This is a genomic window from Desulfosporosinus sp. I2 (assembly GCF_000960765.1).
Lineage (GTDB): Bacteria > Bacillota > Desulfitobacteriia > Desulfitobacteriales > Desulfitobacteriaceae > Desulfosporosinus.
The window spans coordinates 1-26,130 of sequence record NZ_JYNH01000023.1 but is presented as its reverse complement, the minus strand read 5'-3'; the positions used below and the strand labels follow the sequence as shown (position 1 = coordinate 26,130).

General features: G+C 41.1%; 31 protein-coding genes and 1 riboswitch. Of the genes, 8 read left to right on the top strand and 23 right to left on the bottom strand.

Features of this window, described 5'->3' with window-relative positions:
- Positions 1-16 precede the first annotated feature (16 nt).
- The 7 genes from UF75_RS08065 to UF75_RS08040 form a co-directional block, all read right to left on the bottom strand.
- A complete protein-coding gene (locus UF75_RS08065; RefSeq protein ID WP_045574090.1) occupies positions 17-898 on the bottom strand; it encodes a DUF1858 domain-containing protein in 882 nt (293 codons plus the stop codon).
- 11 nt (positions 899-909) lie between these two features.
- Positions 910-1,056, bottom strand: a complete 147-nt coding sequence (locus UF75_RS29005) for a hypothetical protein (protein WP_197079352.1) — start codon at positions 1,054-1,056, stop codon at positions 910-912.
- Between the two features lie 388 nt (positions 1,057-1,444).
- Positions 1,445-1,933: a hypothetical protein gene (locus UF75_RS08060; RefSeq protein WP_045574089.1), complete on the bottom strand. Its 489-nt coding sequence runs from the start codon at positions 1,931-1,933 to the stop codon at positions 1,445-1,447.
- A gap of 198 nt (positions 1,934-2,131) precedes the next feature.
- Positions 2,132-2,485, bottom strand: a complete 354-nt coding sequence (locus tag UF75_RS08055; protein WP_045574088.1) for a hypothetical protein — start codon at positions 2,483-2,485, stop codon at positions 2,132-2,134.
- Between the two features lie 517 nt (positions 2,486-3,002).
- Positions 3,003-3,542, bottom strand: coding sequence for a CDP-diacylglycerol--serine O-phosphatidyltransferase (gene pssA / locus UF75_RS08050; RefSeq protein ID WP_045574087.1), 540 nt, complete (start codon positions 3,540-3,542; stop codon positions 3,003-3,005).
- On the bottom strand, positions 3,539-4,177 hold the full coding sequence (locus UF75_RS08045) for a phosphatidylserine decarboxylase family protein (RefSeq protein ID WP_045574086.1): 639 nt from the start codon (positions 4,175-4,177) through the stop codon (positions 3,539-3,541). Before UF75_RS08045 ends, pssA begins: the two co-directional genes overlap by 4 nt.
- Positions 4,178-4,230: 53 nt before the next feature.
- Positions 4,231-7,023: a helicase C-terminal domain-containing protein gene (locus tag UF75_RS08040; protein ID WP_197079351.1), complete on the bottom strand. Its 2,793-nt coding sequence runs from the start codon at positions 7,021-7,023 to the stop codon at positions 4,231-4,233.
- Between the two features lie 277 nt (positions 7,024-7,300).
- Between UF75_RS08040 and UF75_RS08035 the strand changes: the two genes are divergently transcribed.
- The 4 genes from UF75_RS08035 to UF75_RS08025 all read left to right on the top strand — a co-directional run bounded on the left by UF75_RS08035 (position 7,301) and on the right by UF75_RS08025 (position 10,649).
- Positions 7,301-7,666, top strand: coding sequence for a hypothetical protein (locus tag UF75_RS08035; RefSeq protein ID WP_242860164.1), 366 nt, complete (start codon positions 7,301-7,303; stop codon positions 7,664-7,666).
- A gap of 152 nt (positions 7,667-7,818) precedes the next feature.
- Positions 7,819-8,505, top strand: coding sequence for an aminodeoxychorismate/anthranilate synthase component II (locus UF75_RS30985; protein WP_348983037.1), 687 nt, complete (start codon positions 7,819-7,821; stop codon positions 8,503-8,505).
- A 37-nt stretch (positions 8,506-8,542) separates the two neighbouring features.
- A complete protein-coding gene (gene pabB / locus UF75_RS30980; RefSeq protein ID WP_348983036.1) occupies positions 8,543-9,853 on the top strand; it encodes an aminodeoxychorismate synthase component I in 1,311 nt (436 codons plus the stop codon).
- Positions 9,840-10,649, top strand: coding sequence for an aminotransferase class IV (locus tag UF75_RS08025; RefSeq protein WP_045574083.1), 810 nt, complete (start codon positions 9,840-9,842; stop codon positions 10,647-10,649). The genes pabB and UF75_RS08025 overlap by 14 nt, the downstream gene beginning before the upstream one ends.
- Positions 10,650-10,731: 82 nt before the next feature.
- Here the strand turns inward: UF75_RS08025 and UF75_RS08020 are convergent, their stop codons facing one another.
- Positions 10,732-10,995: an antibiotic biosynthesis monooxygenase gene (locus UF75_RS08020; protein WP_045574082.1), complete on the bottom strand. Its 264-nt coding sequence runs from the start codon at positions 10,993-10,995 to the stop codon at positions 10,732-10,734.
- A 245-nt stretch (positions 10,996-11,240) separates the two neighbouring features.
- Here UF75_RS08020 and UF75_RS08015 point away from each other — a divergent pair, with 245 nt between their 5' ends.
- A complete protein-coding gene (locus UF75_RS08015) occupies positions 11,241-11,555 on the top strand; it encodes a hypothetical protein (protein ID WP_045574081.1) in 315 nt (104 codons plus the stop codon).
- A gap of 100 nt (positions 11,556-11,655) precedes the next feature.
- Here UF75_RS08015 and UF75_RS08010 read toward each other — a convergent pair whose 3' ends face one another.
- From UF75_RS08010 to UF75_RS07980, 7 genes are all read right to left on the bottom strand, one after another.
- A complete protein-coding gene (locus UF75_RS08010) occupies positions 11,656-12,099 on the bottom strand; it encodes a DUF2383 domain-containing protein (RefSeq protein WP_045574080.1) in 444 nt (147 codons plus the stop codon).
- A 60-nt stretch (positions 12,100-12,159) separates the two neighbouring features.
- The gene (locus tag UF75_RS08005) at positions 12,160-12,462 is read right to left on the bottom strand and encodes an EscU/YscU/HrcU family type III secretion system export apparatus switch protein (RefSeq protein ID WP_045574079.1); all 303 of its coding nucleotides are present in this window, start codon (positions 12,460-12,462) and stop codon (positions 12,160-12,162) included.
- Positions 12,459-13,565, bottom strand: a complete 1,107-nt coding sequence (locus tag UF75_RS08000; RefSeq protein ID WP_045574078.1) for a hypothetical protein — start codon at positions 13,563-13,565, stop codon at positions 12,459-12,461. Before UF75_RS08000 ends, UF75_RS08005 begins: the two co-directional genes overlap by 4 nt.
- Before the next feature lie 81 nt (positions 13,566-13,646).
- Positions 13,647-14,234, bottom strand: coding sequence for a DUF2103 domain-containing protein (locus tag UF75_RS26185; protein ID WP_052693075.1), 588 nt, complete (start codon positions 14,232-14,234; stop codon positions 13,647-13,649).
- A gap of 76 nt (positions 14,235-14,310) precedes the next feature.
- Positions 14,311-14,796 (bottom strand): metallophosphoesterase family protein, encoded by a 486-nt coding sequence (locus UF75_RS07990; RefSeq protein ID WP_045574077.1) that lies wholly within the window; start codon positions 14,794-14,796, stop codon positions 14,311-14,313.
- A 54-nt stretch (positions 14,797-14,850) separates the two neighbouring features.
- Positions 14,851-15,954, bottom strand: a complete 1,104-nt coding sequence (locus UF75_RS07985) for a CofH family radical SAM protein (RefSeq protein WP_045574076.1) — start codon at positions 15,952-15,954, stop codon at positions 14,851-14,853.
- A 126-nt stretch (positions 15,955-16,080) separates the two neighbouring features.
- On the bottom strand, positions 16,081-16,452 hold the full coding sequence (locus UF75_RS07980) for a hypothetical protein (RefSeq protein WP_045574107.1): 372 nt from the start codon (positions 16,450-16,452) through the stop codon (positions 16,081-16,083).
- 127 nt (positions 16,453-16,579) lie between these two features.
- On the opposite strand from UF75_RS07980, the gene UF75_RS07975 reads away from it, so the two are divergent.
- Positions 16,580-17,023: a DMT family transporter gene (locus UF75_RS07975; RefSeq protein WP_045574075.1), complete on the top strand. Its 444-nt coding sequence runs from the start codon at positions 16,580-16,582 to the stop codon at positions 17,021-17,023.
- Between the two features lie 15 nt (positions 17,024-17,038).
- On the opposite strand, the gene UF75_RS07970 is transcribed toward UF75_RS07975, so the two are convergent.
- On the bottom strand, positions 17,039-17,563 hold the full coding sequence (locus tag UF75_RS07970) for a hypothetical protein (protein ID WP_045574074.1): 525 nt from the start codon (positions 17,561-17,563) through the stop codon (positions 17,039-17,041).
- Between the two features lie 143 nt (positions 17,564-17,706).
- On the opposite strand from UF75_RS07970, the gene uvrC reads away from it, so the two are divergent.
- Complete coding sequence (gene uvrC / locus UF75_RS07965; RefSeq protein WP_045574073.1) at positions 17,707-19,467, top strand: excinuclease ABC subunit UvrC; 1,761 nt, start codon at positions 17,707-17,709, stop codon at positions 19,465-19,467.
- 242 nt (positions 19,468-19,709) lie between these two features.
- Here the strand turns inward: uvrC and UF75_RS07960 are convergent, their stop codons facing one another.
- The 6 genes from UF75_RS07960 to UF75_RS07935 all read right to left on the bottom strand — a co-directional run bounded on the left by UF75_RS07960 (position 19,710) and on the right by UF75_RS07935 (position 23,996).
- Positions 19,710-20,411 carry a C40 family peptidase gene (locus UF75_RS07960; protein ID WP_242860163.1) on the bottom strand — a complete coding sequence of 234 codons (702 nt, stop codon included), beginning with the start codon at positions 20,409-20,411 and terminating at the stop codon, positions 19,710-19,712.
- A 49-nt stretch (positions 20,412-20,460) separates the two neighbouring features.
- Positions 20,461-20,602, bottom strand: a riboswitch (cyclic di-AMP (ydaO/yuaA leader).
- Positions 20,603-20,777: 175 nt separating this feature from the next.
- Positions 20,778-22,145, bottom strand: coding sequence for a PFL family protein (locus UF75_RS07955; RefSeq protein WP_045574072.1), 1,368 nt, complete (start codon positions 22,143-22,145; stop codon positions 20,778-20,780).
- Positions 22,146-22,187: 42 nt separating this feature from the next.
- Positions 22,188-22,481 carry an ACT domain-containing protein gene (locus UF75_RS07950; RefSeq protein WP_045574071.1) on the bottom strand — a complete coding sequence of 98 codons (294 nt, stop codon included), beginning with the start codon at positions 22,479-22,481 and terminating at the stop codon, positions 22,188-22,190.
- Positions 22,482-22,674: 193 nt separating this feature from the next.
- Positions 22,675-23,001 carry an iron-sulfur cluster assembly accessory protein gene (locus UF75_RS07945; protein ID WP_082075065.1) on the bottom strand — a complete coding sequence of 109 codons (327 nt, stop codon included), beginning with the start codon at positions 22,999-23,001 and terminating at the stop codon, positions 22,675-22,677.
- 96 nt (positions 23,002-23,097) lie between these two features.
- Positions 23,098-23,337, bottom strand: coding sequence for a hypothetical protein (locus tag UF75_RS07940; RefSeq protein ID WP_045574070.1), 240 nt, complete (start codon positions 23,335-23,337; stop codon positions 23,098-23,100).
- Positions 23,338-23,366: 29 nt separating this feature from the next.
- Entirely contained in the window at positions 23,367-23,996 is a 630-nt protein-coding gene (locus UF75_RS07935; protein WP_045574069.1) for an HD domain-containing protein, read from the bottom strand.
- Positions 23,997-24,321: 325 nt separating this feature from the next.
- On the opposite strand from UF75_RS07935, the gene UF75_RS07930 reads away from it, so the two are divergent.
- Positions 24,322-24,984, top strand: coding sequence for a tetratricopeptide repeat protein (locus UF75_RS07930; RefSeq protein ID WP_082075064.1), 663 nt, complete (start codon positions 24,322-24,324; stop codon positions 24,982-24,984).
- A 1-nt stretch (position 24,985) separates the two neighbouring features.
- On the opposite strand, the gene pepF is transcribed toward UF75_RS07930, so the two are convergent.
- The coding region (pepF, locus tag UF75_RS07925; RefSeq protein WP_045574068.1) for an oligoendopeptidase F at positions 24,986-26,130 on the bottom strand (1,145 nt) is incomplete at its 5' end.

Here is a 26,130-nt window from a genome sequence, read left to right as displayed (position 1 = left end):
TCCGCTTTTTAATGTCTTAATGTCTAGCTTTTTCTGCAGACTTCTGCAGATCTTCTATTCCGATTCGATCAATTAGGCGCCCAATCCGCTCCTGAGGTTTGGCATTTTCTTTATAGAAAGAAATTACCGCGTCCATAACAGGGATAATTTGCTCTTTCTGAAGATTCTCTAAAAGGATATTCCCTTGCCTCGGTTTAACACCACCATTACCTCCAACATAAAGATGATATCCTTTGCTAGTACCCATCAGGCCTAAGTCGACAGAAGCAGCGTCCGTACATTTATTGGGACAACCTGCAACCCCAATTTTAAATTTGGAAGGCAATTCCATACCATGATAAAGCTTGTCAATTTCCATGCCTAACGCTAACGTTTCTTGAAGCCCTCTTTTACAGAAAGTATCCCCTGGACACACTTTTACACTCCGCACACATAAACCCACCGCATGCCCGGGATCCATACCAAGATCTTCCCATACTTTTGGGACATCCTCTGGCTTCAACCCTACAATGGCGATTCGTTGAGCCGAAGTTACTTTGAGCGCTTGGGCATGATATTTTTCTGAGACATCCGCAATTTTCCGTAAAATTTCCGGGGTAACGACTCCAGCAGGTATATGCGGAGCAATAGAATAGGTCTTTTTATCCATCTGTAAAATTGATCCTGGGGGTTGAGCTTTGGCAGCCGCTTCTGCAGACATTTCCCCTTGCTCTACTGAATTCACCTTTTCTAACAGAAGATTGGGATCAAGGCTATGCATTTGCGCCGCATTAGCTAACGTTTCATTAACGGAAAAAGGACACCCGAGACAGTGCAGTCCCAGTTCCTGCATTGCTTCAGCGGTTTTTGGATTTGCAGCCATAATATCTTTCAATTTCATCTCAAGTGTAAAACGCATCAATTCATCTCCTAACCGTGTATGAGCATTGGTAAACAACGCGTGCATACATGTTTTTCTTCTCCTTGGTGGATATAAGTAAGCACAGGAGTTAATTCGCTAGTGGTCCCACAATGAGCACACTCCAATTCAACGGCCTCTTTTTTTACATCTGCCATTTATCTGACCTCCTTCTTTATGTTTATTAGTGTAACATTGTAACTTCCGATTTTGTGTGATTTAACACACATCTCCGTGTGTATTTCAGCACGCCATGCACTAGAAAAGTAGTATCAGCCCTAAGTTTTAGCAATTAGTCTAGAAACTATTCAAACATATACCGCAATTGTTGAGAGAATTACTAAGAATATACGTCAACTGTTCAACTAATAAATAAAAGAACACAGTATCCTTTTTGGGATAACCGCGTTCTCACTTTTTATCTCACATAATTAAGTTCAGGAAGTCAATCGATGGACCAAAAAGCCAATAACTAAGAAGATAATACCCACGTAGAATCGGATGGGCACACCAGTCTCTTGAATTCCAGTTAATTGTTTTTCCCACTTAGCTCGGGGCTGACTTTCCATCATGACCCCCTTCCAAAAACGAGAGGTCGTTGATCCGTTTAATTTCTTGAATCCGCCATCCCTTTTCTGTTTGCTTCAAACTCATCGAAAACATGACCTGTTGAACTTTTTGAATCGACGACGTCCAAAAAACACGAATAATGATCGCTTGTGAACCATCTAACTCTGAATTCATAAACTCCACTTTTTGTAGCGATAACATCGGATCCTTATTTAACCTAGATTCCCAAACTTTAAACTCACCATTGCCAGTTGACCCCTGCGCTGAAATCATCAAATCATGGGCAAGATTAGTTTGGCGCAAATCCATCAACTTCCAAAACTGTTGAATAGTCGTTTGTGGAGAACTTCCATACTGTGGATCCGCTAAAGTGGATATCACTGCTTGTGGGGTTTTCAGGACGATGATCGTAACCAAACAGAAGAGTGATATCCCAAGTAACCATACATACCTACTTCGACGCATAATTTCCCTCCTTGCTTGTCTCTACTATACATTTTAGGAGGGAAACGCCAATTTCAGACCACTTTAACCAAAAACTTTTCTCAAAACATTAAGTACAAATTCTGGTAACCGTACATAATAGATTCTCATAGATAAACTTCCTCCTTTAACCCTTTTAATTCTTCTCTATAGTAATTTATTCAGAATAATGGCCAATGCCTATGAAACTACTTGGTAATTTTTTACTACTTCTTCAAGTTGAGCTACAAGTTTACGTTCTTCATCTGTACTCGCAGTAAAATAGAGTCGTCCGATAATACCTGTAATCATTTTAAGTACATCTTCTAAAACTAGCTTTTCCTTCATAGCTAATTGCGCACTTGTTTCGATCAAGGCAATACCGAATTGATGACCTACCCCCTCTTTAATCATACGCGTACAGCTTTTACCTAATAACCTCATGACTAACGATGCTTCCTGAACATCTAACTGGCGAACCGCATCAATCGTTGTCGTTAATCCTTGAACCATACGTAATCCCACACTATTCCAACTAACTTGTTGGCTATCCATCGTATGCCCCCCTTACATTCAGTTCCCGTGCCATACTATATGCTTCATCACTACAAGGGGTGAAAAAAGAGCTAAGAAGGTAAATTACCTTCCCAGCTCTTTTTTCATAGTTCGTGATTCGTAGCGACCCCATAGACAAGACGGTGCACATGAAATGTGCCGTCTCCCAACACCCTCAAGAGTAGACACGAACTCCCACAATCAATGCAAGTCAAGAACCGTCCCCAACTTGCAACTTGTACTTAAATTGCTCCAAAGCCGGGACGCAGTGTGACACGAGCGCGACGTCTTTACGTAAGCAGAATAGCAAACTTCCGTTTAAGCGACCGACCCCAGATACGGGGCAGTGTACAAGGATGTACACTGCCGCCAATGCGCCAAGGATGGCGCTTTTGGCACGATAGTCTCCAGTGGAGAGTAATCGCCGAAGGATGGACCCCGCTCCCCATAGTAGGAGCTTAAACGGTTAGTTTGCTCTGCGTCGTAAGCACCGAGCGCTGTGTCACACAAGTCCCCTCTATTTACTCAATTTAGGCACCTTAAACGTCGACACCATTAAAAAGGCCAAAATAGCCATGCTCATCAGATAAATGTACCAAGGCAACGTCGTTCGAAGTAAGATTAATAAAGCCATAAACCCGCCCGCGAACGTAATAGGTACCCCCACAAAATAAGTAGTAATATTCAACATATTAAATCGAGCCAAGCGAACCGCTCCACATAGCGCAAACACTGCAGCGATTGTTAGACCTATAATTCTCACAAATTCAGGTTGTTGATGGAGCAAAATTGCCTGATATGTAAGAATTGCCGGTGCAACCCCAAATGAAACTAAATCACTGAGAGAATCGAGTTCTTTGCCAAAATCCGAGCTAACAGAAAGTCGCCGTGCAACCTTTCCATCTAAACTATCCATTAAAACAGAAAGGAGAATCATCGCTGAAGCTAAGGTGAAATCTCCTTCAATAACCCAGATCAAAGCAAGAAATCCAAATAGCAAATTTGCTAAGGTGAAGATGCTCGGGATCATGCGAGCAGTAATCGGATTTCCCCTCATTCGATACTCACTCTCCCTATTACACTTATTCCTCCACGCACCTTTTCCCCTGCACTCACCATAATTGCCACATTTGTCGGAACAAAAATCTCGGTACAAGAACCAAATTTAATAAGACCAAACCTTTCCCCTTTACCCACTGAATCTCCTTTTTGGACCCAACATACGATTCGACGAGCAATAAATCCCGTTACTTGAGTCACGAGAATTTGCAGGTGTTTATTCTGGATTCCTACATAATTTTTCTCGTTCAACTCTGAAGCATGGCTTTTAAAGGCAGGAATCATCTGTCCGGGTCGATAGCTACGAAAAACAACTGTGCCAGCCATAGGGCAACGATTAACATGTACATTAAAGACACTTAAAAAGATACGGACACGTATGCTTTCTCCGTTAAGAAACTGATCTTCAAAGACTCTTTCCACATCCATGATAACCCCATCAGCAGGAGAAACTAAGGTTAACTCATCCGTGGGAACCTCTCTTTCAGGGTTCCGAAAAAAGAATAAGGTGAACAAAAATAAGATAATAGGTATCGTAGCGAGCCACGACCAAACCCAATAAGCTAAAACTGATAGAACAGCTAATATTCCGAGATATAACCAACCATCACGGGAAATGGGATATTGTTTCACCGAAAAATTGACCTCCCCTCTCGATTTTCTTTAGTTTATCATTTTTATGACGATTAGAAAAGCTCTTCGCTTAATCCACCCTTATTCCACTCTTCAATTTTATTAAGAACGAGCGAATTATCTCCTCTTATATGAGTACGAACAGGTAATGAACTTAAAAAATATCGACCATAATATTTTTCAATGACTCGATCATCGAGCAAAATGACAACTCCACGATCAACTTTCGAACGAATAAGACGGCCAAACCCTTGTTTAAATCGAATGACGGCTTCAGGCAATAACAATTCTCGAAACGGATCGCGGCCTTGAGATTCTAGAAATTCTGAACGAGCCTCAATTAAAGGCAACGAGGGAGGCCAAAAAGGGAGCTTAACCACAATAACGCAAGATAAAGCGTCACCTGGAATATCAATACCCTCCCAGAAACTATTTGCTCCTAACAACACACTTTTAGGATTTTGTTTAAAAGCCTCAAGAAGAGTGCTACGTTCTCCGTGAATTCCTTGGGCCAGTGTCCTAATGCCCTTTCGTGTCAAGTCTGAATGCATTGAACTATAGGTTTGACGAAGTAATTTATGAGCAGTGAAAAGCACCAAAGTCCGACCTTCCATGCGTTCAGCAACGTCAACGATAAATTCAGACAGTCCTAAGGCTTTCTGCTCCTCCGAATTCTGTCGATTGATGTCCTTCTTAACAACAAAAAATCGCATCTGTCGTTCATAGTCAAAGGGAGAATCAACCTGGGCTGTAATTGTTGTCTTAGGTAGTCCAATATCTTTCAAAAAATGCTCAAAGGAATTGGAAATACTCAAGGTTGCTGAGGTTAGAATCACAGCATCAAGTCGCGAAAAAAACTTATCTTCTAAAATATCACTCACTTCGATGGGTGAGGTCTTCAAGTAGAGTCGCGAGTTTGTTTCTAACCATGTCACTTGCTTAGGGTCACTGATGTTAATGACAAGTGTCAAGATGACTAAAAGTTCTTTAAGCTCCCTTTGATGGCTGGCAAGGGTGTATCGTAACGCTTCAATCTCATCTGCTTCTTCCCCGCTCAAGATGCTTACTAGGCTTTCCAGAGCGGTAACCAAGGCTTTGAGCCTCCCTGATAAATTCTCTATTTGGATTGCTAATGCTTGCCACCAGGGTTTAGTGGTATGACTTGCTATTAATCGAAACGTTCGCTCAGTTCCTATAATCATCGATAGTAATTCAAATAATTCGTTCGTTTGTACTAATATTGATGAACATAATTCAGGAATCCCTTCCAGCCGCGTGGAGAATATCTCCCAAGACACCGCAGGAACAATTTGAGCCATGGACCCTATTCGTTGTTTGATAGTTGTATAAAAGCTAGCACCAGTCTGTCTATAAAGAGCCTCTATTACTCGAGTAACCTGTTCCAGACTTACTTCAGAGCCAAGATGTTGAAGTGCCGTTTGATAAATCTGATGTGCTTCATCAATTACTAACTTATAATACTCGGGCAAGACATTGTAATCTGTTTTGAGATCAGAGAATAACAAAGAGTGGTTTACTATTAGAACATCTGCTTCTTCTGCTTTCTTTCGAGCTCTCAGCCAAAAACAAAGCCCGGATTTTGAACACCTTCCCGGAATACAGGATTCTACATCCGCATTTAAACTCGGCCATAGCTCCATCAGACCGGGAACTTTTGAAAGTTCTTGGATATCACCTGCTAGGGTTTCTCTCAACCAAACAAGGACGGATAACACAGCAAGTCTTTGATCCCTTGCCAGTTCACGCGGGTTCGTTAAGCAGCCCTGCCACTTTTTAAGACAGCAATAGTTCCCTTTCCCTTTCAAAACCGAAGCCCGAAACTGGAACGGCAACACTGCTTCCAAAACTGGAATATCTTTTTTAAGAAGTTGTTCCTGAAGGGGAATTGTATGGGTGGCTACCACAACTTTTTGACCGGATTTTTTGGCCGACCATAAACACGGAATTAAATAAGCAAACGACTTCCCTGTCCCTGTTCCAGCCTCCACGACTACATGCTGTGAGGAGGTGAGCCCTTTCGCGATTAGTTTTGCCATATTGATCTGTCCAGTTCGGCTTTCATAACCCGGTAAATACTGTTCTAGGATTCCTCCTGGCGAAAAGCTTTTCACGACCCAGTCGATTGATTCCGGAAAATTTGCCGTTTGTGTATGCTCGCTCACAAATAATCCTTCCGAAGACGGGGCCAAAACAAGATCCGTTCTAATTGGGCGATTAGGAAAACGACGAGTAATCTCTCTGTGCAATTCCTCAAAAAACCCTCTCCCTGACCACCCCTCAAGAATACTCTTCGTTTGATCATAAAAGCTTAGATCAAATTCCAAGCCCTTCTTCCAACAAGTTTCTAGCACCTTCCATGCTATCCACCCATTTTTTTCAGTTGGGTAGCCATCCGCAACCTCGTTCAAAGGAAATGCAAGTTTTTCTGCTAAGTAAGATAATTGATAGTGATGCATAGTGGGAAAAAAGACCCGAGCTAGCTCCAGCGTATCCCACCTGGGATGCGGTAATTGGACCTGTAGCTCCTTTTCCAAGATAGAGAGGTTTCTCGATACATCATGACCCACAACGACTGCATCATCAAAAAAATCAATAATCATCAGCTGGCATTCAATCAGCGAAGACAGGCCCGTCAACTCATCTTCATGTATCCCTGAAGATGACATAACTTTGCGAGATATCCCTTGATTTGGCCTAAGTAGATAATGACATGATTCATGAATCAGTCCATTTCGGATCCGAAGTGCCGCAAATTCGCTAATTTCATTCTGATAACCTTCCAAATCCGTAGTCCTAATATCAAAAACCACGATCTCTTTGTCCAAAATGTTGACCCCTCTCTTCAGTCATTGTACACCATATTTACAAAAGGAATCAATGAAAAGCAGGATTTTCGAATTATGTAGCGAATTAAACACTTTGTCTGTTCTGTGAAACTATCGATTTAGGAAGAAGGATAATCCTATTGTTCAAAAAAAGTTTTTAACATTTGGATTCTCTCTTGTCATGTTATTTTCGAGCTTATTCCTTTATGGGTGCTCACCCAAACCTTTTTTAACTCAAGATGGTTCGTACGTTATTTTATCGATTTCCCCTTCGGGTATGACCCAATCAGAGCTTATTGATTTGCCTTGGAATACAAATTTGGCCATTATGCAGAAATTCCTTTTAGAATGTTCCTTTGTCTTGAGTAATCTGCATACTCCGAGTGACGAAGAACTAACGGCTGATACTCAATCTAAATCAACGAGTATTCAAGCCACCTTTGCCAAACCAAAACGCATGAAATTTGTAGTCGATGATCACCCTGTTTCATTTGATGTCGAGTCCATTCAAATTGTAGTTGAAGGTGCACGAGTTGGGCAAGTGACCATTAATCAGATAACCGTTTTGCAAGGGATTGATAATCCTAATCTCCAGCCAGCTTTTAAAGAATTAGTTGATATGTTGCACAATACAGACAAGTAAAATTAGTTGCTGATTAGCAACTTTTCTTTTTGCACTCTAGAGGGACTGTTTGTTTTTATATTTAAAATCTAGTAAGGAATACTTATAATGACGCCCAAAGGCAGAGACACTATAAAGGAAATTTCTTCTGGGGAGTAAAGGGGTTACAATTCATGATATTTTTACTGGATAATTATGATTCTTTTACTTATAACCTCTACCAATACTTTGGTGAGCTTGGTGAGGACATAATCGTCAAACGTCAAAACGAATGTACCTTAAAGGATATTGAAGCTTTGCAGCCTGACCTAATTGTTATATCTCCGGGACCCTGTACTCCTGATGATGCTCCTCTATCCTTAGCAATCATCGAATACTTTAAGGGTAAAGTACCTATCTTAGGAGTCTGTCTTGGACATCAAGCCATCGGGCAATTCTTTGGAGGAAATGTAGTACGTGCAAAACGACCTATTCACGGTAAAACAGAGACGATTCGCCACGATCAACAGGGTGTTTTCAGTGATCTCGTAAATCCTTTGGAAGTAACCCGTTATCACTCACTCATTATCGACCGTTTTACCCTACCAGATGAATTGCAAATCACTGCTGAGACGGAAGATGGCGAAATTATGGGGATTCGTCATCATACCTTGCCTATTGAAGGAATTCAGTTTCACCCTGAAGCCATTTTGACTCAATACGGACATCAATTGCTCCAAAACGCCCTCAAAAATGCCAAAACATGGCTGCTTAAGAACATTCCCTCTCCTTGGATCGTTAAACCACTTTCTACATCCTTACCACCCATTCATCTATTACAAGCCTTCAAAGAGGAAAGATCTCCAATTTTTTTTAGATAGTGGAGAAGACTATAAAGAGCTCGGCAGTTATTCATATATGGGGTCTTCCCCCTTCTTAGAAGCGACTGCCTTCCCTGACCATCTTGAACTTTATTGGCCGAATCTATCACATCGAGAAACAATTCCCTTAGAAAAAAACCATACTTTAGATTTTCTTAACGATTGTCATAATAAGTACCGCGTTTATCAATCCCCGTTCCCTTTTTCGGGAGGGGCTGTCGGTTTTTTTAGTTATGATCTTAAAAACGAGCTTGAATCCCTTCCTGATTGCACCGAGAATGACTTAAACATACCTCTTTGGCGTTTCGCTTGGTATGATGGAATCGTTGTTTATAGTCACGTTGAACAAAAATATTGGCTCACCTCATGTGGTATTAACGAAGAGGGAGAGTGTTCTTCAAAGTTAGCACATTCTCGCCTCAAACAACTCGAATTAATTCTCCAGCAAGTGATTCAAACTCCACAAACGATACTTGAAACAGATTCTAATCTGATGACGGATTCTTATTCGACCATCGAGCCTAGCGTTTCCAAACCCCAATATTTAAAGGATCTAGAACGTGTTATTGACTACATTTATGCCGGGGACATTTACCAAGCCAATCTCACCCAACGCTTTTCGATGCCTTGGCAAGGGGATGTTTGGAATCTTTATACCCAACTCCATCGTCAAAATCCCTCTCCCTTTGCTGCTTTTTTACCCTACCCTGATTTTCAAATTCTGTGTAGTTCTCCTGAGCGGTTTGTTCGCATTCAACCATCGGGCCAGATCGAAACCAGACCAATTAAGGGAACTCGGCCCCGCGGAGATTCCTTAATAGATGATGAGATTCAAGCAGATGAATTGTTAAATAGCCCTAAGGATCGTGCCGAATTAACGATGATTATTGATTTAGAACGTAACGACCTCGGGCGAATTTGCCAATTTGGAACTGTAAAAGTTCCAGACTTAATCCAACTTGAAAAATACCCCACAGTCTGGCATCTTGCCTCAACGATCACGGGACAGCTAATAAAAGATCTAAAACCGAGTGAACTAATAAGGGCCATTTTTCCAGGCGGGTCGATCACAGGTGCCCCCAAGATCCGAGCTCTTGAAATTATCGAAGAGTTGGAGCTTTACAGGCGTGGGCCCTATACTGGCAGCATCGGTTATATGGGGTTTGACGGAGCCTGGGACTTAAATATTGTGATTCGCACTATTGTCATGAAAGACGGGATAGCATATGTGAATGTTGGTGGAGGGATTGTTGCAGACTCGGTTCCTGAAAATGAATACGATGAGACCCTTCATAAAGCAAAAGCCTTGTTTAGGGTTTTGAAAGGACGCTTAGATGAATCTCAGTGAAACGATATTTTCTCAAGACCGACTAGCGTTATTTGGGTATGGGCTTTTTGAAACTCTACTCATAACTGAGCATGGGCCACTTTTTCCGGACCTTCACTGGCAGAGGATGAAAAAGGGGGCTGATTTTCTCGGCCTAACGCTCCCAATAGAAACCAACTGGTTAGCACAAGTACAGAAATTTATTGTTCAAGCTCCCAACCAAGTTCCTTATGCCCTACGTGTCACCCTTAGTGGCGGAGCACCTCAAGCCCACCTACCTTCTCAACTCTTGTTCCACGCACGGATAATTCCCTATACCCCAGCACAATATACTATGGGAATACGCCTTCACCTTCTGCCTACCCCACGTAACGAACGCTCCCCCTTAACCGCCATTAAATCCACCAATTATCTGGAGAATATTTTGGCAAAAGAAACGGCTGCCCGCCATGGTGCTGAAGAGGGCTTATGGCTCAACAGCCAAGGATATATTTCTGAAGGCACGATGAGCAACCTTTTTTTTATCAAGAATGGTACACTTTTTACCCCATCCCTGTCCAGTGGATGTTTACCTGGTACACGTCGTCAGCTCATTCTTAAGGTAGCACGTTCTCTTCAGATTAGAACTGAGGAAGGCTTGTATCCATTATCAGAACTATTACTTGCTGATGAAATTTTCATGACTAATGCCCTCATGGGCATAATGCCCGTACGTCAAATCGATGATTTTTCTTTTTCCTTTGGTTCGGTTGATTCGACAACCTCCAGTCTAAGGCAACTTGAAGTAGGTTATTATGATTTAATAGATAAAGTGTAACAAATTCTAACATAAATATTAAAGGAGCTGCCTTCAATGGGCAACTCCTTTATCCGATTCTATGATCCCTACTTCTATTAAACTAATATTTTTCTTCGAGAACCTCAAACATCTGAGGGGTAGCTTGCTTAAAGGCATTATTCTCCCCTACAGTATCTGCCCAATTTTCATAAGCCGAATGATTTTCCCACTTCGAAAAGAGCATAATATCTGACGAATTTTCTTGCTTATTAACTGAAGCAAATTTAAAACCATTTATCCCCTCGACTGACTGGATCCCAGCTCGAACTTCTCCTAAAATCCGATCAGCATCCGGACCGTTGAACGTATGAATGACTGTAAGCATGATTTTACCTCCCATTAATCCTTGTTTTTCATCACTAGTTTATCCTCGACTCATTCACTACATACCTTCACTAAGCGAACTTTCAATCAACGTACAGCATACTCTAGATAAGGGTTATAATATTGACATTCAACTCCGTAAGTCGAGTGACGTGACCAAAAAGCCCATCGTTTTATTCATGATTTCGTGCTATACTAAATTTGACACGTCATGAATCTCTAGAATTACACAGAGGGGGATTATTGATGAAGATTAATTATATACGTACAGATTTCCCTAATGGCCGTTCACACATATTAATGCGTGATTCCGAATCTACAAACCCAGAGCTGGTTCATTTTGTACAGGTATTAAGCAACAGAGGAACCTTATGGGTTGATGTTTTTTGGCCCTATGATGAAGAGTCTGAAGGTTATACTCGAAGAATATCTGAACAACAATTTTGGCAGACCTTTCGCGAGTGGAGATTACAGGGAATAATTTTGGGAGACAATGGAAAGGTTGCTCAAATGTTAGCTAAAAGGCACCTCTCAAGAAAACATCAGGAAAAAGATGCGTAATAGAATGATCTCAATTAGAAAAAGTCCTCCCAAATGATATGTAATGATCATAATAAAAGCGGCAATGCCGCTTTTTATTATGTTTTCATTTTCGGTAAAATTAATGATGAAGGTAAGTTCCGTCTCTTAAACCTTGTAATTGTTTAAGATGATCATGTTCTTCTGCAAAAATTGGTCCCAAAACCTCTTTTTCCGCACTATTTAAATAGTGTTCAGAATATTGAACTGCTCGGGCTAAGCCCTTATCCTCCCCTGAATAAAGACGCTCAATCATTTCTTCAGGAGATTTTTCCTTTAAATTCATTAAACGTGTTTTCCAATCAGCCATCAATCCGGCAATTCCAGTACTTTCTTCGACATTACCTCCATTCGTTTGAATGTAATAGGATAGCCGAGTTGCATGATTTTTGTGATCCGTAAGAATCGCCGTGAGATGATTACGTAGAGAACTGTCCTGAAGCGCGTCAATACATGCCTGATATTGTTCAATCGCTATGTGCTCCCCTTGGAGAATCTTGTTCAGCACCTCAAATGATGTCTTCATAGAGATCTCCTGCCCTTCCAAATTTTCCAACTTAGAATAGTTTGCGAAGCATTCCACGAATTATGTATGAGTCACTGAACTTGTTTGAGATTTTGCTTTTTCTAACCGATAAATGAAGGCTAATAGCTCTGCTACCGCGCGATAGAGCTGGGGTGGTATTTCTTTTGTTAGTTCTACTTGCATCAGAGCTTCAACAAGTATTTCATTCTTTTGGATAGGAATACCCTCTGCTTCTGCAGCTTGAATCATTTTTCGAGCAACTTCGCCAACTCCTTTTGCTACAATCCTAGGTGCTCCAGTTTGGTCATACACTAGGGCTGCCGCCTTTTCTTTCTTATCGCCCTTTTCCCTCTTCTCAGTCATCTTTGAATATCCACTCCACTTCGCCGCGAGCCTTGTAAAAAGCTCTGAAATTCAAGATTCTTATCTAACTCTCCTATTTCAACCTTGTCAATAATAAACCCAAGCTTGGCAAATCTAGCTCTTGTTTCTGGCATTACTTCCTCCAGCAACTGGGGGAAAAACTCTAAGTCACGTGTGAGTACTCGGAAAGAAAGCGTATCTTGATTAAAAAAGGCGTCAATACCTAGATCCCCGAGAACTTGAGTTTCAATTTGTATTGCGATTCGACAATGTTTTTCGTCCATTTTAGGTCCTTTTCGTGCGCTTTCAATGGCTACTTTTACAGGGACAATCGTTTCTCGATTGAGCAAAGGAAGATGAAGCAACATATAAGCATTGTCCATAGCTCCCGTTTTAAACCACAATTGTTGACCCGTAATTTTTTGGAGCAATTGAGCTAAAACACCCTCTGGATCGTCAAAATTCTGTCCCTCTGACGTACTAAGTGCTTGAAGGAGGGTATATTTTAACGTTTCTTTAAGACTGTTTTTCTCCACTTCCTTGGTTTGAGAATCGGACTTAAGCATGATCTGGATTCGTTGTTCATAGTTGAGACCAATTTTGCGCAGACATTCCACCAGCTCTTCCGAACCGTTCTCTTCGGATAGGTCCGCCCACTTGGGCAAGGATTTTTTTATACTTAGCATTATTTCTTCGTTGGTTGGCCCTGGAAGGGTTCCCATAATTGAGCCTAATAAACTAGTATTTGCGGTCAGAAATGTTTTTAAGAGGGTAACTATATCCATATTATTGGGTAACCCTCTCTCTGCAAACTGTGGAAGCTGTTGCGGAGCGATGGGAGCATCCCCTTGTTTCAATAGCAAAGGTTCACGGATCAACAGTAAGTTGCCCTCTTTGATATCCCCAACCTTGACCCAAAACTTGTCGCCTGATTTGGCCGATGTTTCTAGGATCGCAAAAATATCCTGCCCTTTAACTCGAATAATACCTTCCTTATCCCCTATTTTCTGAACTACTTCTACTAGGAGTCTCACCCCAGGTTGCCATTGGTTAAGTCCGATCTTATTCATCGTACCTGGCGCTAATATGCTACCTAACTCCATACAACAACAACTCCTTACTAAGAGAACCGTTATTGAATAATCCGGCTTGTAAAAACAGCTTAGGACGTTTGTCTTAAGCTGTTATTTGCGTGGAAATTTACCGTCCCAAGATTTTTTGGTTTGAAATTTTGCAGTTTCAAGAGATTGTTTAAGTTCTTGTAAAGCCTTTACCATTGTAACGTCTAAGTGGTCAGCTAGATTCGGTTCCTCTATCTCTTTAAAAATCGACTTAACGTTTTTACGAGAATATTTTTTTGAGGATTGTTTCCTACGGGGTGCTAAAGCATTATGACTTGAGAGATCTTCTAATTTAGAGGAGACCTTATTCCCCTTCTTTTTAGGTGTTTCAAATAGGTTATTGGGAGATATTTTAGAAGGCATCACTGGGGAGTCCGGGGGAAATTCCTGTTCTACCCATTCCTGGACACGCTCTGGGTTTTTGGTAACTATAAAGGCTTCTTGTATCGAACCATTACTTTTAAGCAAAAGCTTACAGCCTGTTTGTGTCTTATATTTATAGACAATTCCTCGCTCTGAAGAATGGTTAACGTCTATAACACCCGGAATGATGTCACTTACTTCCGAAAGACGACTCAAATTTTCAAGCCAGGGCAACGCATTTTGGATAATGCCATGTTCCCGTTTGACCTTATTCCTACGATGTTTCATGATTTCCTCCGGACTTTTTAAAGAAATTTACCTGGCACCAAGCTTGCTAGCCATGATCAAACAGGGAGATTTGAAATTAGTTAAAATAAAGGTGTTTAGCGTTAACCTGCCCTTGCTGTATGTTTAATAGCCCCAATGAATAATGACGCTCACGTCGTTTATCGGTTGGAGAACCTGGATTGAACAAAAGAATACCATTTCTCCATTCCATAAAAGGGACATGAGAGTGTCCGAAGACAATGAGATCGACCGGGGAATCCTCAAAGGCATTAAAGGCACGTTCCGGTGTGCTTTTTCCTCTCCCTACATTCCCATGGATAATCCCGATTCTTAAAGACTCACATTCAACGATATCTCGATCCGGCAAAGCAACGTCCCAGTCATCACAATTCCCACATACAGCACGAACTGGGGCAATACAAGCTAACTCTTCTATTAAACCCATGTTGGTTAAATCACCTGCATGAATGATCATATCGATATCAGTCAAATGTTCCCAGACAAAACGGGGAAGAGTTTTGCCAGCTCGTAAATGAGTATCTGACAGTACCGCGATTTCCATTTCAATTCACCTCTTGGAAAACAAACTTACTTATTGTTTATTCTACTTACCTAACTAGCGGAGCCTTAATCTTTTAATGACGTTATAATAGGTATCCCTTTCGACAGCCTCTAACCCTAATTCATGAATCATGCCGATAAGCTGTAATTCTGTTTGCATTTGCGGGCTAGAAGCACCCGCAGTATGGTAGATTTTTTCTTCTCGTACTACCCCATCCAGATCGTTTGCTCCGAACGAAAGCGCCATTTGTGCCACTTGAGGACTAGACGATACCCAGTAGGCCTTAATAAATCGAAAGTTATCTAATATCAAGCGCGAAACGGCTATTACTTTTAAGGTGCGAATGGCACTTGCTTGAGGGAGATTTTCAAATTTTGTATTCTTAGGGTGAAATGCCGTAGGAATTAGGGCGTAGAAACCCTGAGTTTCATCTTGCAGAGCACGTAAAGCCAAAAGATGATCAATTAACTCTTCATCGGTCTCAATAATACCATAAAGTAAGTTAGCATTGGTCGGAATGTTTAATTGATGCGCCAGACGATGGATTTCTAACCATCGTTCACCGCTCAGTTTTCCTGGGCAAATAATTTCCCGCACTCTCGGGCTGAAGTTTTCCGCTCCCCCTCCAGGTATAAAGCTTAGACCAGCCTGTTTAAAGGTTTTTAAAATTTCCAAAACAGGCACATTCTCAATCTGTGCAAAATAATCATATTCTGCCGCCGTAAAAGCCTTAATGCTTACATTGGGAGCGCGATCTTTAACTTTATGGACCATATCTAGATAATATGAAAAAGGGAGATCCGGATGAATTCCACCTACAATATGTAATTCGGTTACTCCAAGATCCGCAAAATGTCCCGCTTTATCGACCACTTCTTCGATTGACATTGTATAAGATCCCTTTTCCCCAGGGTCTTTTCCGAAGGCGCAAAGACCACATCGAACTTTACATACATTGCTATAGTTAATGTGCGCATTATTATTAAAGAACACTTGATCACCAGTCATTGCACGTCGCCGTTCATTGGCTAGATAACCTAGGCCAAGCAAATTTGTGGTTTGTATAAGTTTGAGACCGTCTATACGGTTTAAGCGTTCATTATTAACTATTTTTTCATGGACATCAACTATTCCTTTGAATATGGATTCTAATTCCATTTGGACCCTTCTTTCCGAAATTGTTACGTATTCTATTATAACATAATTATTAAAAATTCGAGAAATGATAAAGCCATAGTACCAGAAAGGACTGCTGGCAAAAATTGCCTACAGTCCCTCCTATTGTTAGTGATAATATTTCATGGATTGACGTTGTCGCTTGATCGCTTTTCTCACTTCATTGGCAACTCTCCAAGTCTCAGGTTGATGGGGAGTTATTAATTCTAATTTCCCAGATCGTTTATCAATTAATATGTCAACCGTTGGTTTTCTACCCTTGGATTTCTCTCCTGGGTGTAAAATATCAATCCCTATTTTATTTTCATCATATTGAGGGGGAACAATGTAGTTTAATACCTCTTCCGTTGCATCCATTAGCTCAACTACTTGTTCTTGTTGATATCCTTCCCTTAAGAGAATTTCTCGTACCTGAGTGAGTGGATGATCAAGTGTAAGTAGCATCTGGGCGCGTTGCACTAAATTGTAATCGATGTCCATGACGCCACCTCTTTCATTTTTTTCTACAATCACATTTTCCCCTTAAGCTGACTAATGAATACTGATACTTCTTAGCGGAACTGGATATCATTTCCCAAATGTAAAAAATATAATCAGGAGGCTTAAAATGGCAAAGTTTCTTTCCTTACCTTTTTTAGTTGCTACAATTTCGGGGATCGCTATGGCAATCCAAGGCTCTATTAATTCATCATTAAGTCAGAAATCATCCTTACTTTCTGCGACGTTAGTTGTCCACATCATCGGTACAATTGTCGCCTTAATCGCTGTATTAGCGGGGCGCAGTCCCCTTTTAAAACACCCTTGGAGTTCTATTCCATGGTATTTTTATCTCGGTGGTGTTCTGAGTGTTATCATTGTTGGTCTTGTTGCAGTGAGCATCCCAAAAATTGGCGTATGTAATGCCACCACCGCAATTATTATTGGTCAAGTCAGTATGGCTGTGATCATTGATCATTTTGGTTGGCTTGGCGTAAGTCGATTGCCTTGGAGCCCATGGCAGTTTATTGGGATCGGTTTTTTTGCAGCAGGGGCCAAACTTCTCTTTCGTTAATCAAATAGTTACTTGTCAACTATTAACCCTTCCAACAATCAGGGCCATATTTGTGATGATCGAATAAATTTCGTCGCTGACTATAAATTTACGTATTTGACCATTAGCCGATAAAATAATAGTACTTTTGCCCGTAGTTTTTTGGTCGCTCTCAATTAATCGTTGCAAAAATGCATATGCATCGCTACTAACCGCGAGCTGCTTAAACTCACCATCGGCGACAAAGATAACCCAATATCCTGATGAGACTTCGTTATTTCCGTTATAGTACAATGCATTGGAAACACTTGAAAAGTCTTGCCCGAAAACAGACTGATTATCAGGCAAACCTGTGTTCAAATTGCCCGAATTATTGAGTGTATACTGATCAATAAGGGACGTTGTCTGAGTGACAGGATCAGAAAGATGTGAATAGATATTTTTAAAGAAATTTGGAAACAGAACATATCCGACAACCCCAATTATTAGAATCCAAAGGGCTAAAGCCTGTAAATCTTGCCAAAGCTCATTGCGAGGTGGTCGTCCCCACGTATTTGCCATGCCCTCACCCTCTCTATTACTTGTCTGCTGTTCTTCAAGACAAAGCTCCCTATACCATGTATACGTTTGTTTTAGCAAAGATATGTATCTAAAACTTGCATCTCTCTATTCCACACTTTAGAATGATAATTGAGGTGGGGAATATGGATCTGCTTCGACAAAAACTGACCTTGCTGCCGGAAAGACCAGGCGTCTATCTAATGAAAGATAATCAGGGACAGATAATTTATGTCGGTAAGGCTAAAATACTTAAAAACCGGGTAAAATCTTATTTTACAGGCATACATGAAGGAAAGACTGGACGATTAGTGAGCCAAATCGTGGACTTTGAATATATCATGACAGAGTCAGAGGTTGAAGCACTTGTTTTGGAATGTAATTTAATCAAAAAGCACAATCCTAAATACAATATCTTGTTGCGGGATGATAAAACCTATCCCTATTTAGTGATTACTGAAGAAAGTCACCCTAGGATCCTCGTCACCAGAAAAATTAAAAAGGGCACCGGAAAGTATTTCGGGCCTTATCCTAATTCTTCCGCTGCTAAAGAGGCAGCACGCTTACTCAATCGTCTTTTTCCTTTTCGAAAATGTCGCCAAATCCCCACTCGGCCTTGTTTATACTATCATTTAGAACAATGCCTTGCCCCTTGTGTTGAAGAAGTTCCTGCTCATATATATTTAGGAATGCGTAAAGAGGTTTCTTCCTTTCTCAAGGGAGAACAAAGCGGGATACTTGAACTTTTACAAACTAAAATGCAAACGGCTGCTGAAGCACTTCATTTTGAACGTGCCCAAGAATATCGAGATCTTATGACAGACTTGAAACAACTCGGGGAAAAACAAAACATCACGCTCAATGACTTTATTGATCGCGACGTTTTAGGATACGCCCATACTACGGATCAGATGTGCGTTCAAATATTCTATTTACGACAAGGAAAACTATTAGCTCGAGACAGTTATACCTTCCCCTATTATGAAGATCCAGAAGAGGCTTTTGTCTCTTTTGTCGCCCAATTTTATATTGAGCGCGCTATCTGGCCTCAAGAGATCTTACTACCCTCTATTACATCTATGGTCTTAAGTAAACTTTTTCCGATTACCATCCCCCAAAAAGGAAAGAAACATGACCTAATACTGATGGCCATGGAAAATGCTCAGACCACTCTTCACGATCAAATCACACTTGAAGTGAAGCAACAATCTGAAACTCAATTAGCTTTGACTTCACTTGGAGAAATCTTAAGCATTCCAAAACCAAACCGAATTGAAGCGTTTGATATTTCAAACACCTCTGGCACACAGACCGTTGCCGGTATGGTTCAATTTAATGAGGGAAAACCTCTACGCAGAGGGTACCGAAAATTTAAAATTCACCCCATGGAAACTTCGGATGATACAGCTGCTATGGGACAAGTCATTCTGCGCCGATATACGAGATTAGTAGCGGAAAATGGACCATTTCCAGATTTAGTCTTAGTCGATGGGGGGAAGGGACAAATAAATGCAGCAATAAACGTTCTGAAGGGATTAAACCTAACCATCCCCGTCGCAGGAATGGTTAAAAACGAACGACATCAAACTCACGGACTCCTAGATTGTACTGGAACTGCGATTCCTCTACCTAAAAACCACCCAACCTTCCATTTACTCACTCGCATTCAAGATGAGGTCCATCGCTTTGCCATTACATTTCATCGTCAACAACGCGCTAAGAATATGACACTTTCAATCCTAGATAACATTCCTAGCATCGGCCCAAAACGCAAACAAGGTTTGTTGCGCCACTTTCCTTCGCTTGACGGTATTCAGCATGCAAGTATCGAAGAGCTTAAAGGAGCAGGGCTACCACTCAATGCTGCAATACAGATCTATAACTATTTTAGAAAGGAAGAATCCTAATATGATTCTAAATTATCGAGTTGAAATATGTCGAAAATGTTACTATAAAAGAACTCACCAATGCTCAGCCACAGACTCGTTTATTCAAAATCCTTCGTTTTCTCATATTAAACCAGGTGGAGAGTGTGCGAAATATCAGCCCATTCCTTGGTTACCACAACTTTAATTCAGTGAACAAAAAAACAACAGGATTTAATTTCCTGTTGTTTTTTTATGTAGGGACAATTCATGAATTGCCTCTACTATTCCACACGACGTGCCCCAACGTATCGACCATCATAGTAACTATCACTTAGGCTAGTCGTACGCACCCCACTATTTGACGCATGAATGAAACTTCCACCACCGATATAAATACCAACATGAGACGGTCCCTTAGCGTAAGTGGTGAAAAACACCAAATCGCCCGGTTGAAGATTCTCACGTGTCACGGTTGACCCAGACTTAAATTGATCATAGGAACTTCTGGGCAATGAACTGCCTGAACCCTTAAAAACATATTGAGTATACCCAGAACAATCAAATCCGTTAGTGCTTGAACCTCCAAAAACGTAGGGAACTCCTTGTAAGCTTAGGGCATTATTCACTAATGAGGAACTCTCAGATCGTGAAACCTGTTGTTTTGGAGTTGCTGCAACCTTGACGGGTTTACTGTTTTCAATTGAGGTTTTCGGGGCTTGTACTGCTGTTGCAGGCTGAACAGATTTTTGGGCGACTGTGACCGAAACACTAGGAGCTGGAACAGCGGTAACTACTCCCTCGCCGACATCTTTTAGAGGGCTCCATTGCATCTGCTTACGAACAGCTTGAGTAAAGGTCCCTGTCGGCACTAAAGTAAATGCAGCAGAAGCCACTAGCAGAGGCTTAGAAGGCTTAATGTCTGTCGTTTTGATTTGAGGGTTAGCCAATACAGGAACTGTACTTGCTAATAGCAAACCAGCCAAAGTAGCGCTTCCCAACCACCTTAACGTAGATGAGGAAAACACCAAGAATATATCCACCTTTCTTAGCTTACGAGGTTAGTTGACGGATTCGGGCAGTAGGTGTAAGCCCTACACGTGAAAGAGTCACGTGATTCACCCCATAATAATCCCCCGCTCCAAGGTCATACACTTGGACTCAGCTTTTACTATAAACTATAATATTCGAGACAAACATAAAGTTTCCTGCACGATTCCAAAGGAAATTTTTACCGTTGTTTTCTTTTCAAAAGTCTATCCAAACTACGATTAGTCATTCCAGCCAATATTTTCCTTACAAACACAGGCAGGGCTCTCGATTGAGAAGCTCTGTCTGTTTATTGCATAGTCTTAATTGGTAAGGCTTATGATCGGTGCAGGAATACGACCTCCACGCTTTACAAACATGTTTGAAGCAAAAGGATGAATAGCCATAACTGGTGCCCCACCAAGCAATCCTCCAAACTCCACTCGCTCTCCTGCCTTTTTTCCGATTGCAGGAATCAGACGAACGGCTGTTGTTTTTTTATTGATCATCCCGATTGCCGCCTCATCTGCTATGATGGCAGCAAGCGTTTCTGCAGTTACATCTCCTGGCAAGGCAATCATATCTAGCCCCACTGAACAAACACAAGTCATCGCCTCTAATTTATCAAGCGTCAAGGCTCCTACTTCAACAGCTTCGACCATTCCTGCATCCTCTGAGACAGGAATGAACGCTCCACTTAGCCCCCCAACATGGGATGAAGCCATGGCTCCACCTTTTTTAACAGCATCATTAAGCAAAGCCAAGGCTGCCGTGGTTCCATGAGTTCCACAGCGTTCAAGGCCCATGTTTTCAAGAATTTCTGCCACACTGTCTCCAATAGCTGGAGTCGGTGCTAGGGAAAGATCGACAATTCCAAACGGCACATTTAAACTCTTCGAAGCAGCGCGTCCTATTAACTCGCCCATACGGGTAATTTTAAACGCAGTTTGTTTTATTAAATTAGATAATTCACTAAAATCTGCTTCTGGGAATTGTTTGACTACCTTGGCCACAACCCCAGGGCCACTTACCCCAACATTAATGACACTCTCTGGTTCTCCGACTCCATGAAAAGCCCCTGCCATGAAGGGATTATCTTCAGGAGCATTGCAAAATACCACTAATTTAGCGGCTGCTATACCATCTTTGTCCGCCGTAAGTTGAGCACATTTTAAAATTACCTCACCCATTTTTAGCACCGCGTCCATATTAATCCCCGCTTTTGTAGTTCCAATATTGACGGAGGAGCATACAAATTCTGTCTCACTTAGTGCTTGCGGAATGGCATCAATCAACGCTAGATCTCCCGTTGTAAAGCCTTTCTGAACTAACGCAGAAAAACCTCCTATAAAATTAATACCTGACTCTCGGGCGGCTCGGTCTAATACCTTGGCGATCCTTACCATCTCTTCGGTATTTAAGTGGGCGGCAGCAATCGCTATCGGAGTGACAGATACTCGCTTATTAATAATAGGAATTCCGTAACGCGCTGAAATTTGCTCCCCTACTGACACTAGTTTTCCAGCATATTTTGTAATTTTGTCATATACCTTCATTTCCATCCGACTAATTTCTTCGGAACAACAATCAAGAAGACTAATTCCCATCGTAATGGTTCGAATATCGAGATTCTCCTCATGGATCATTTTAAGGGTTTGCTGGATTTCCTCGCGCGCAAATGTGATTGTCATGATTTCCCTCCACTATCCCAGATCTAAGATTACTAGATTTATCTAAATACGATGCATGAACGTAAAAATATCCTCATGTTGGACTTTTACCTGCAGTCCTTTATCGTTTCCCTCTTGATCTAAAGTACGTGCTAGTTCGATAAGTTCTAAAGTGGCTGGTTCCAGATCCACTACCATGATCATCGTGAAAAAATCCTTCACGATAGTTTGGCTGATATCTAATATGTTGACATGGTATTCCGCAAGTCGCCCTGAGACCCAAGCGATAATACCTATTTGATCTCGTCCTAAAACAGTAATAATTGCACGGTTAGATTCTTCACTTGGTGAAGTCATGGTTGTTCCTCCCTTTTTTAAACTAGCTATTTTTAGTTTGGGCCTAGACTAACATATATATGCAGTATACTCAAGTTCTTTATACTTAAGTTCTTATGCGCTGACCATGAATAATTTATACATTTTGATTAATCGCCATGCTGGGCGTACTATTAAAAAAGAGAGCTCGATTTGAGCTCTCTTTTTAAGTAGCTTAGGAACAGCTTCCACCACATGAATCGCCGCAGCCGCCACCGGAATTCTGCGTACGTATTTCAAATCCGCCACCATGTTTGGATTCTACAAAATCGACGGTCGCTCCCTCAAGATAAGAAGTCAGCTTTTTATCCGTTATCATAGAGACACCATATTGCACATCCAGAATATCTTCTTCTGTTTTTGACTCATCCAGAGTCATGCCGAAATTCGGCCCACCTCAGCCAACGCCTGCAAGGTAAAGACGTAAAAAAGCATTTTCTTTATTTTGATTCTTAAGTACTTCTTTAACTTTTTCGGCGGCTATTTCAGTTATTCCTACCATTCAATCTTCACTCCTTTTTGCACCTTTAAATCTTAATATACCATACTTTTGGCTTATTTCAAGATAATTTTAAAGAAATACATCTCTTTTGATCCATTATACTTCTTTTCCTTGCCCATTTGGTTTAAAATCTTTCCACAGACGACGGACTTCTACTTCGATGCTAGCGGGAAGATCTTGAGATAATTTTTGCCATTGTCTCATTTCGCCCTGTATTATTTGTCCCCAGTTTTGTTCTTCTGGCAACGAAATAAAAACCTTGGGTTGTGGTACAAACAACATCCGAATGAGCACTAGAAAAACAGAGAGTATAAATAAACGCCAAAGCCAATGCATTTTTAGATTCATCCTTTCTGAATAATCCTTTACACAGATTTAGCATATCCAGAAAGTGATATATTGAGTCGTTCAGTCTGCAATTCCCGCCAAAAGCTTTCCATGTATTGTAGCAATGGCTCAAAATACTTTATCGCTGTTTTCGTGAACAGATGTTCTTTATAGCCTTGGATCCTTTCTTGATAAAATGTTTCACAAGAGTTTTCTCCGACTAATGGCCAACCTTGTACCCCGCCCATTGTAAACAAACGCCCCAACCCGATAGCTCCCACAAAATCCAATTTGTCCGCATCATATAATATTTTTGCTTCTATCGTAGTTGGCTCGTGCCCTGCCTCGCGAGAATGGGAGATAATCGCTTCTTTAACTCTCCCAATAACTTCTTGTGAATAACCGTTCTTCTGCAGAATATTCACCGCAAGTCCGGCACTACTTTCCGCATGGGTTTTCTCAACTGCTCCGGAACGCCCAATATCATGGAGGAGTGCCGCTAGCTCAATGATCGAAACATCCGCTCCTTCTTCTTGTGCTAATTTATTTCCCCACTCCCTAACTCTCAATGCGTGTTCTAAATCATGGGCACGGTCTTTCCGAGCGTAAAAACCCTTAGCAACCAAAATAATCGAATGTAAGGGATCTTGGGTTGATACTTTTTCCATATTTAACCTCCATCGGAAAGTCATTAACCTACGTCCTAAGTAAGTTCCTAATCCTAAATTAATCTTACTTCTCAAATTCTTGCTTTGTCAAGTTTTACAAGCTTTGGATAATGTATTCATATTTATTAATAAATTTATTGTTTCTAGGTTTAAACGACTCATAATTGAACGTTAAAGTGCTATAATAACCCAAGAAATCTCTTCCTTTAAACGAGGTTGATCAATAACTTGACAATATTCCGTTTGCATATCTTAGATAATTTAAAAAAGGAGATGCTTTTCAATTAAACCTATTAAGATCATTCTGATTACATGTAGCTTTTTGATGATCGTAATAATAATTGTTCTATATAATTCTCCAAAGTACCTCACCTACTTCACTGTCACAAGAGCTCAGATTAGCCCACCAGACGCAAACCTAGACCTTGCTTCCTCTCACCCTCTTCCACAAGTTTCCCTTTCTCAACCTTCCTCCAAACCCATCCATATCTCCGATTCTCAGGCACTTGCATGCTATAACCAAGGGCTCAAGCTTTATTATCAACGTCAATTCCCAGAAGCAATCGAGCTGTTTAATCAAGCATTAGCTATAGACACCCTCTGTTATGAAGCTCTAAATGCTAAAGGGGCGACATTCGCCTTTCAGGGAAAGTATGATCAAGGGCTAGCCCTCATTCAGCAAGCCCTTGATCTTAATCCAGCCTTTGTCTATGCTAATTTCAACCAAGGGTTAGCCTATGAACTAGCAGGGCGGTGGGACCAAGCAATTTCATCATATCAAAAGGCTTTAGAGCTCGACAATCGAGATACCTGGAGCTATTATGGCATCGCCAGCGTATACGGACGTCAGGGAAAGATGGAGAAAGTCCTAGAGTATCTTCAACCGGCGATTAGTCTCGATCCTGAGGTTAAGGAAGTAGCACGTGACGAACATGATTTTCTTTCAGTTCGTGAAGATCCTCGTTTCCAAGCACTTGTTAAACCCTGATTTACACGAGAAGTTTTTCTAGGCGGTCTACAAGCTCTGCAAAGACCTGAAGGGCATTTCTGACAGGAACAGGAGTTTCCATATCAACCCCTGCTTTTCTCAACAATTCAATCGGATAATCTGAGCTTCCACCACTTAGAAATTCTAAGTAACGATTAACTGCTGGTTCCCCTTCATCAAGAATCGAGCGTGCAAAAGCCGTTGCTGCCGAGAAACCTGTCGCATATTTATATACATAAAATGCATTATAAAAATGTGGAATACGTGCCCATTCTAACTCTATTTCCGGATCAAGGACCACTTCAGAGCCATAATATTTTGCATTAAGGTCACGATAAATCTGGGAAAGCGCCTCCGCCGTCAAAGCGCCACCTTCCTCTACTACCAAATGGATTTTCTTCTCAAATTCAGCAAACATAGTTTGTCTAAAAATTGTTCCTCGGAATTGTTCAAGGTAATGATTAATCAGATACGCTAATAGTTTAGCGTCTTTTGTCGTTTCAAGCAGGTGCTCCATGACCAAAGCTTCATTTAAGGTTGACGCTACTTCAGCCACAAAAATTTTGTATCCTGCATAAAGATGCGGTTGTGAGCGATTAGAAAAATAAGTGTGCAAAGAATGCCCCATCTCATGAGCCAATGTAAACATGGCATCCAACGTATCTTGATGGTTTAACAAGACATACGGATGAGAACGATAGGTTCCCCATGAGTAAGCGCCACTTGTCTTTCCTTCGTTTTCATAGACATCTATCCAGCTCTTTGTGAACCCTTCTTGCAAAAGGTTAATATAGTCTTGTCCCAAAGGTCGTAGTCCTTCAATGACCATATTTTTTGCTTCCTCGTACGTGATCGTCATTGTTGTTTCAGGAACAATAGGGACATATATATCGTACATATGTAATTCGTCAAGCTTTAGAGCCTTTTTGCGCAGCTGAATATAGCGATGCATTTGGGGTAAAAATTCGTGAACCGTTTCAATTAGAGAATCATAGACCCGCAAAGGTACACGATCATCATCAAGAGAAGCCTCTAATGCCGAAGAATAATGTCGTGCTTTGGCAAAGAAAACGTCGGACTTTACGCTTGAGTTCAAGGTCGCTGCCCATGTATTGGTTTGTTTCTGATAAGTATGATATAGAGTGT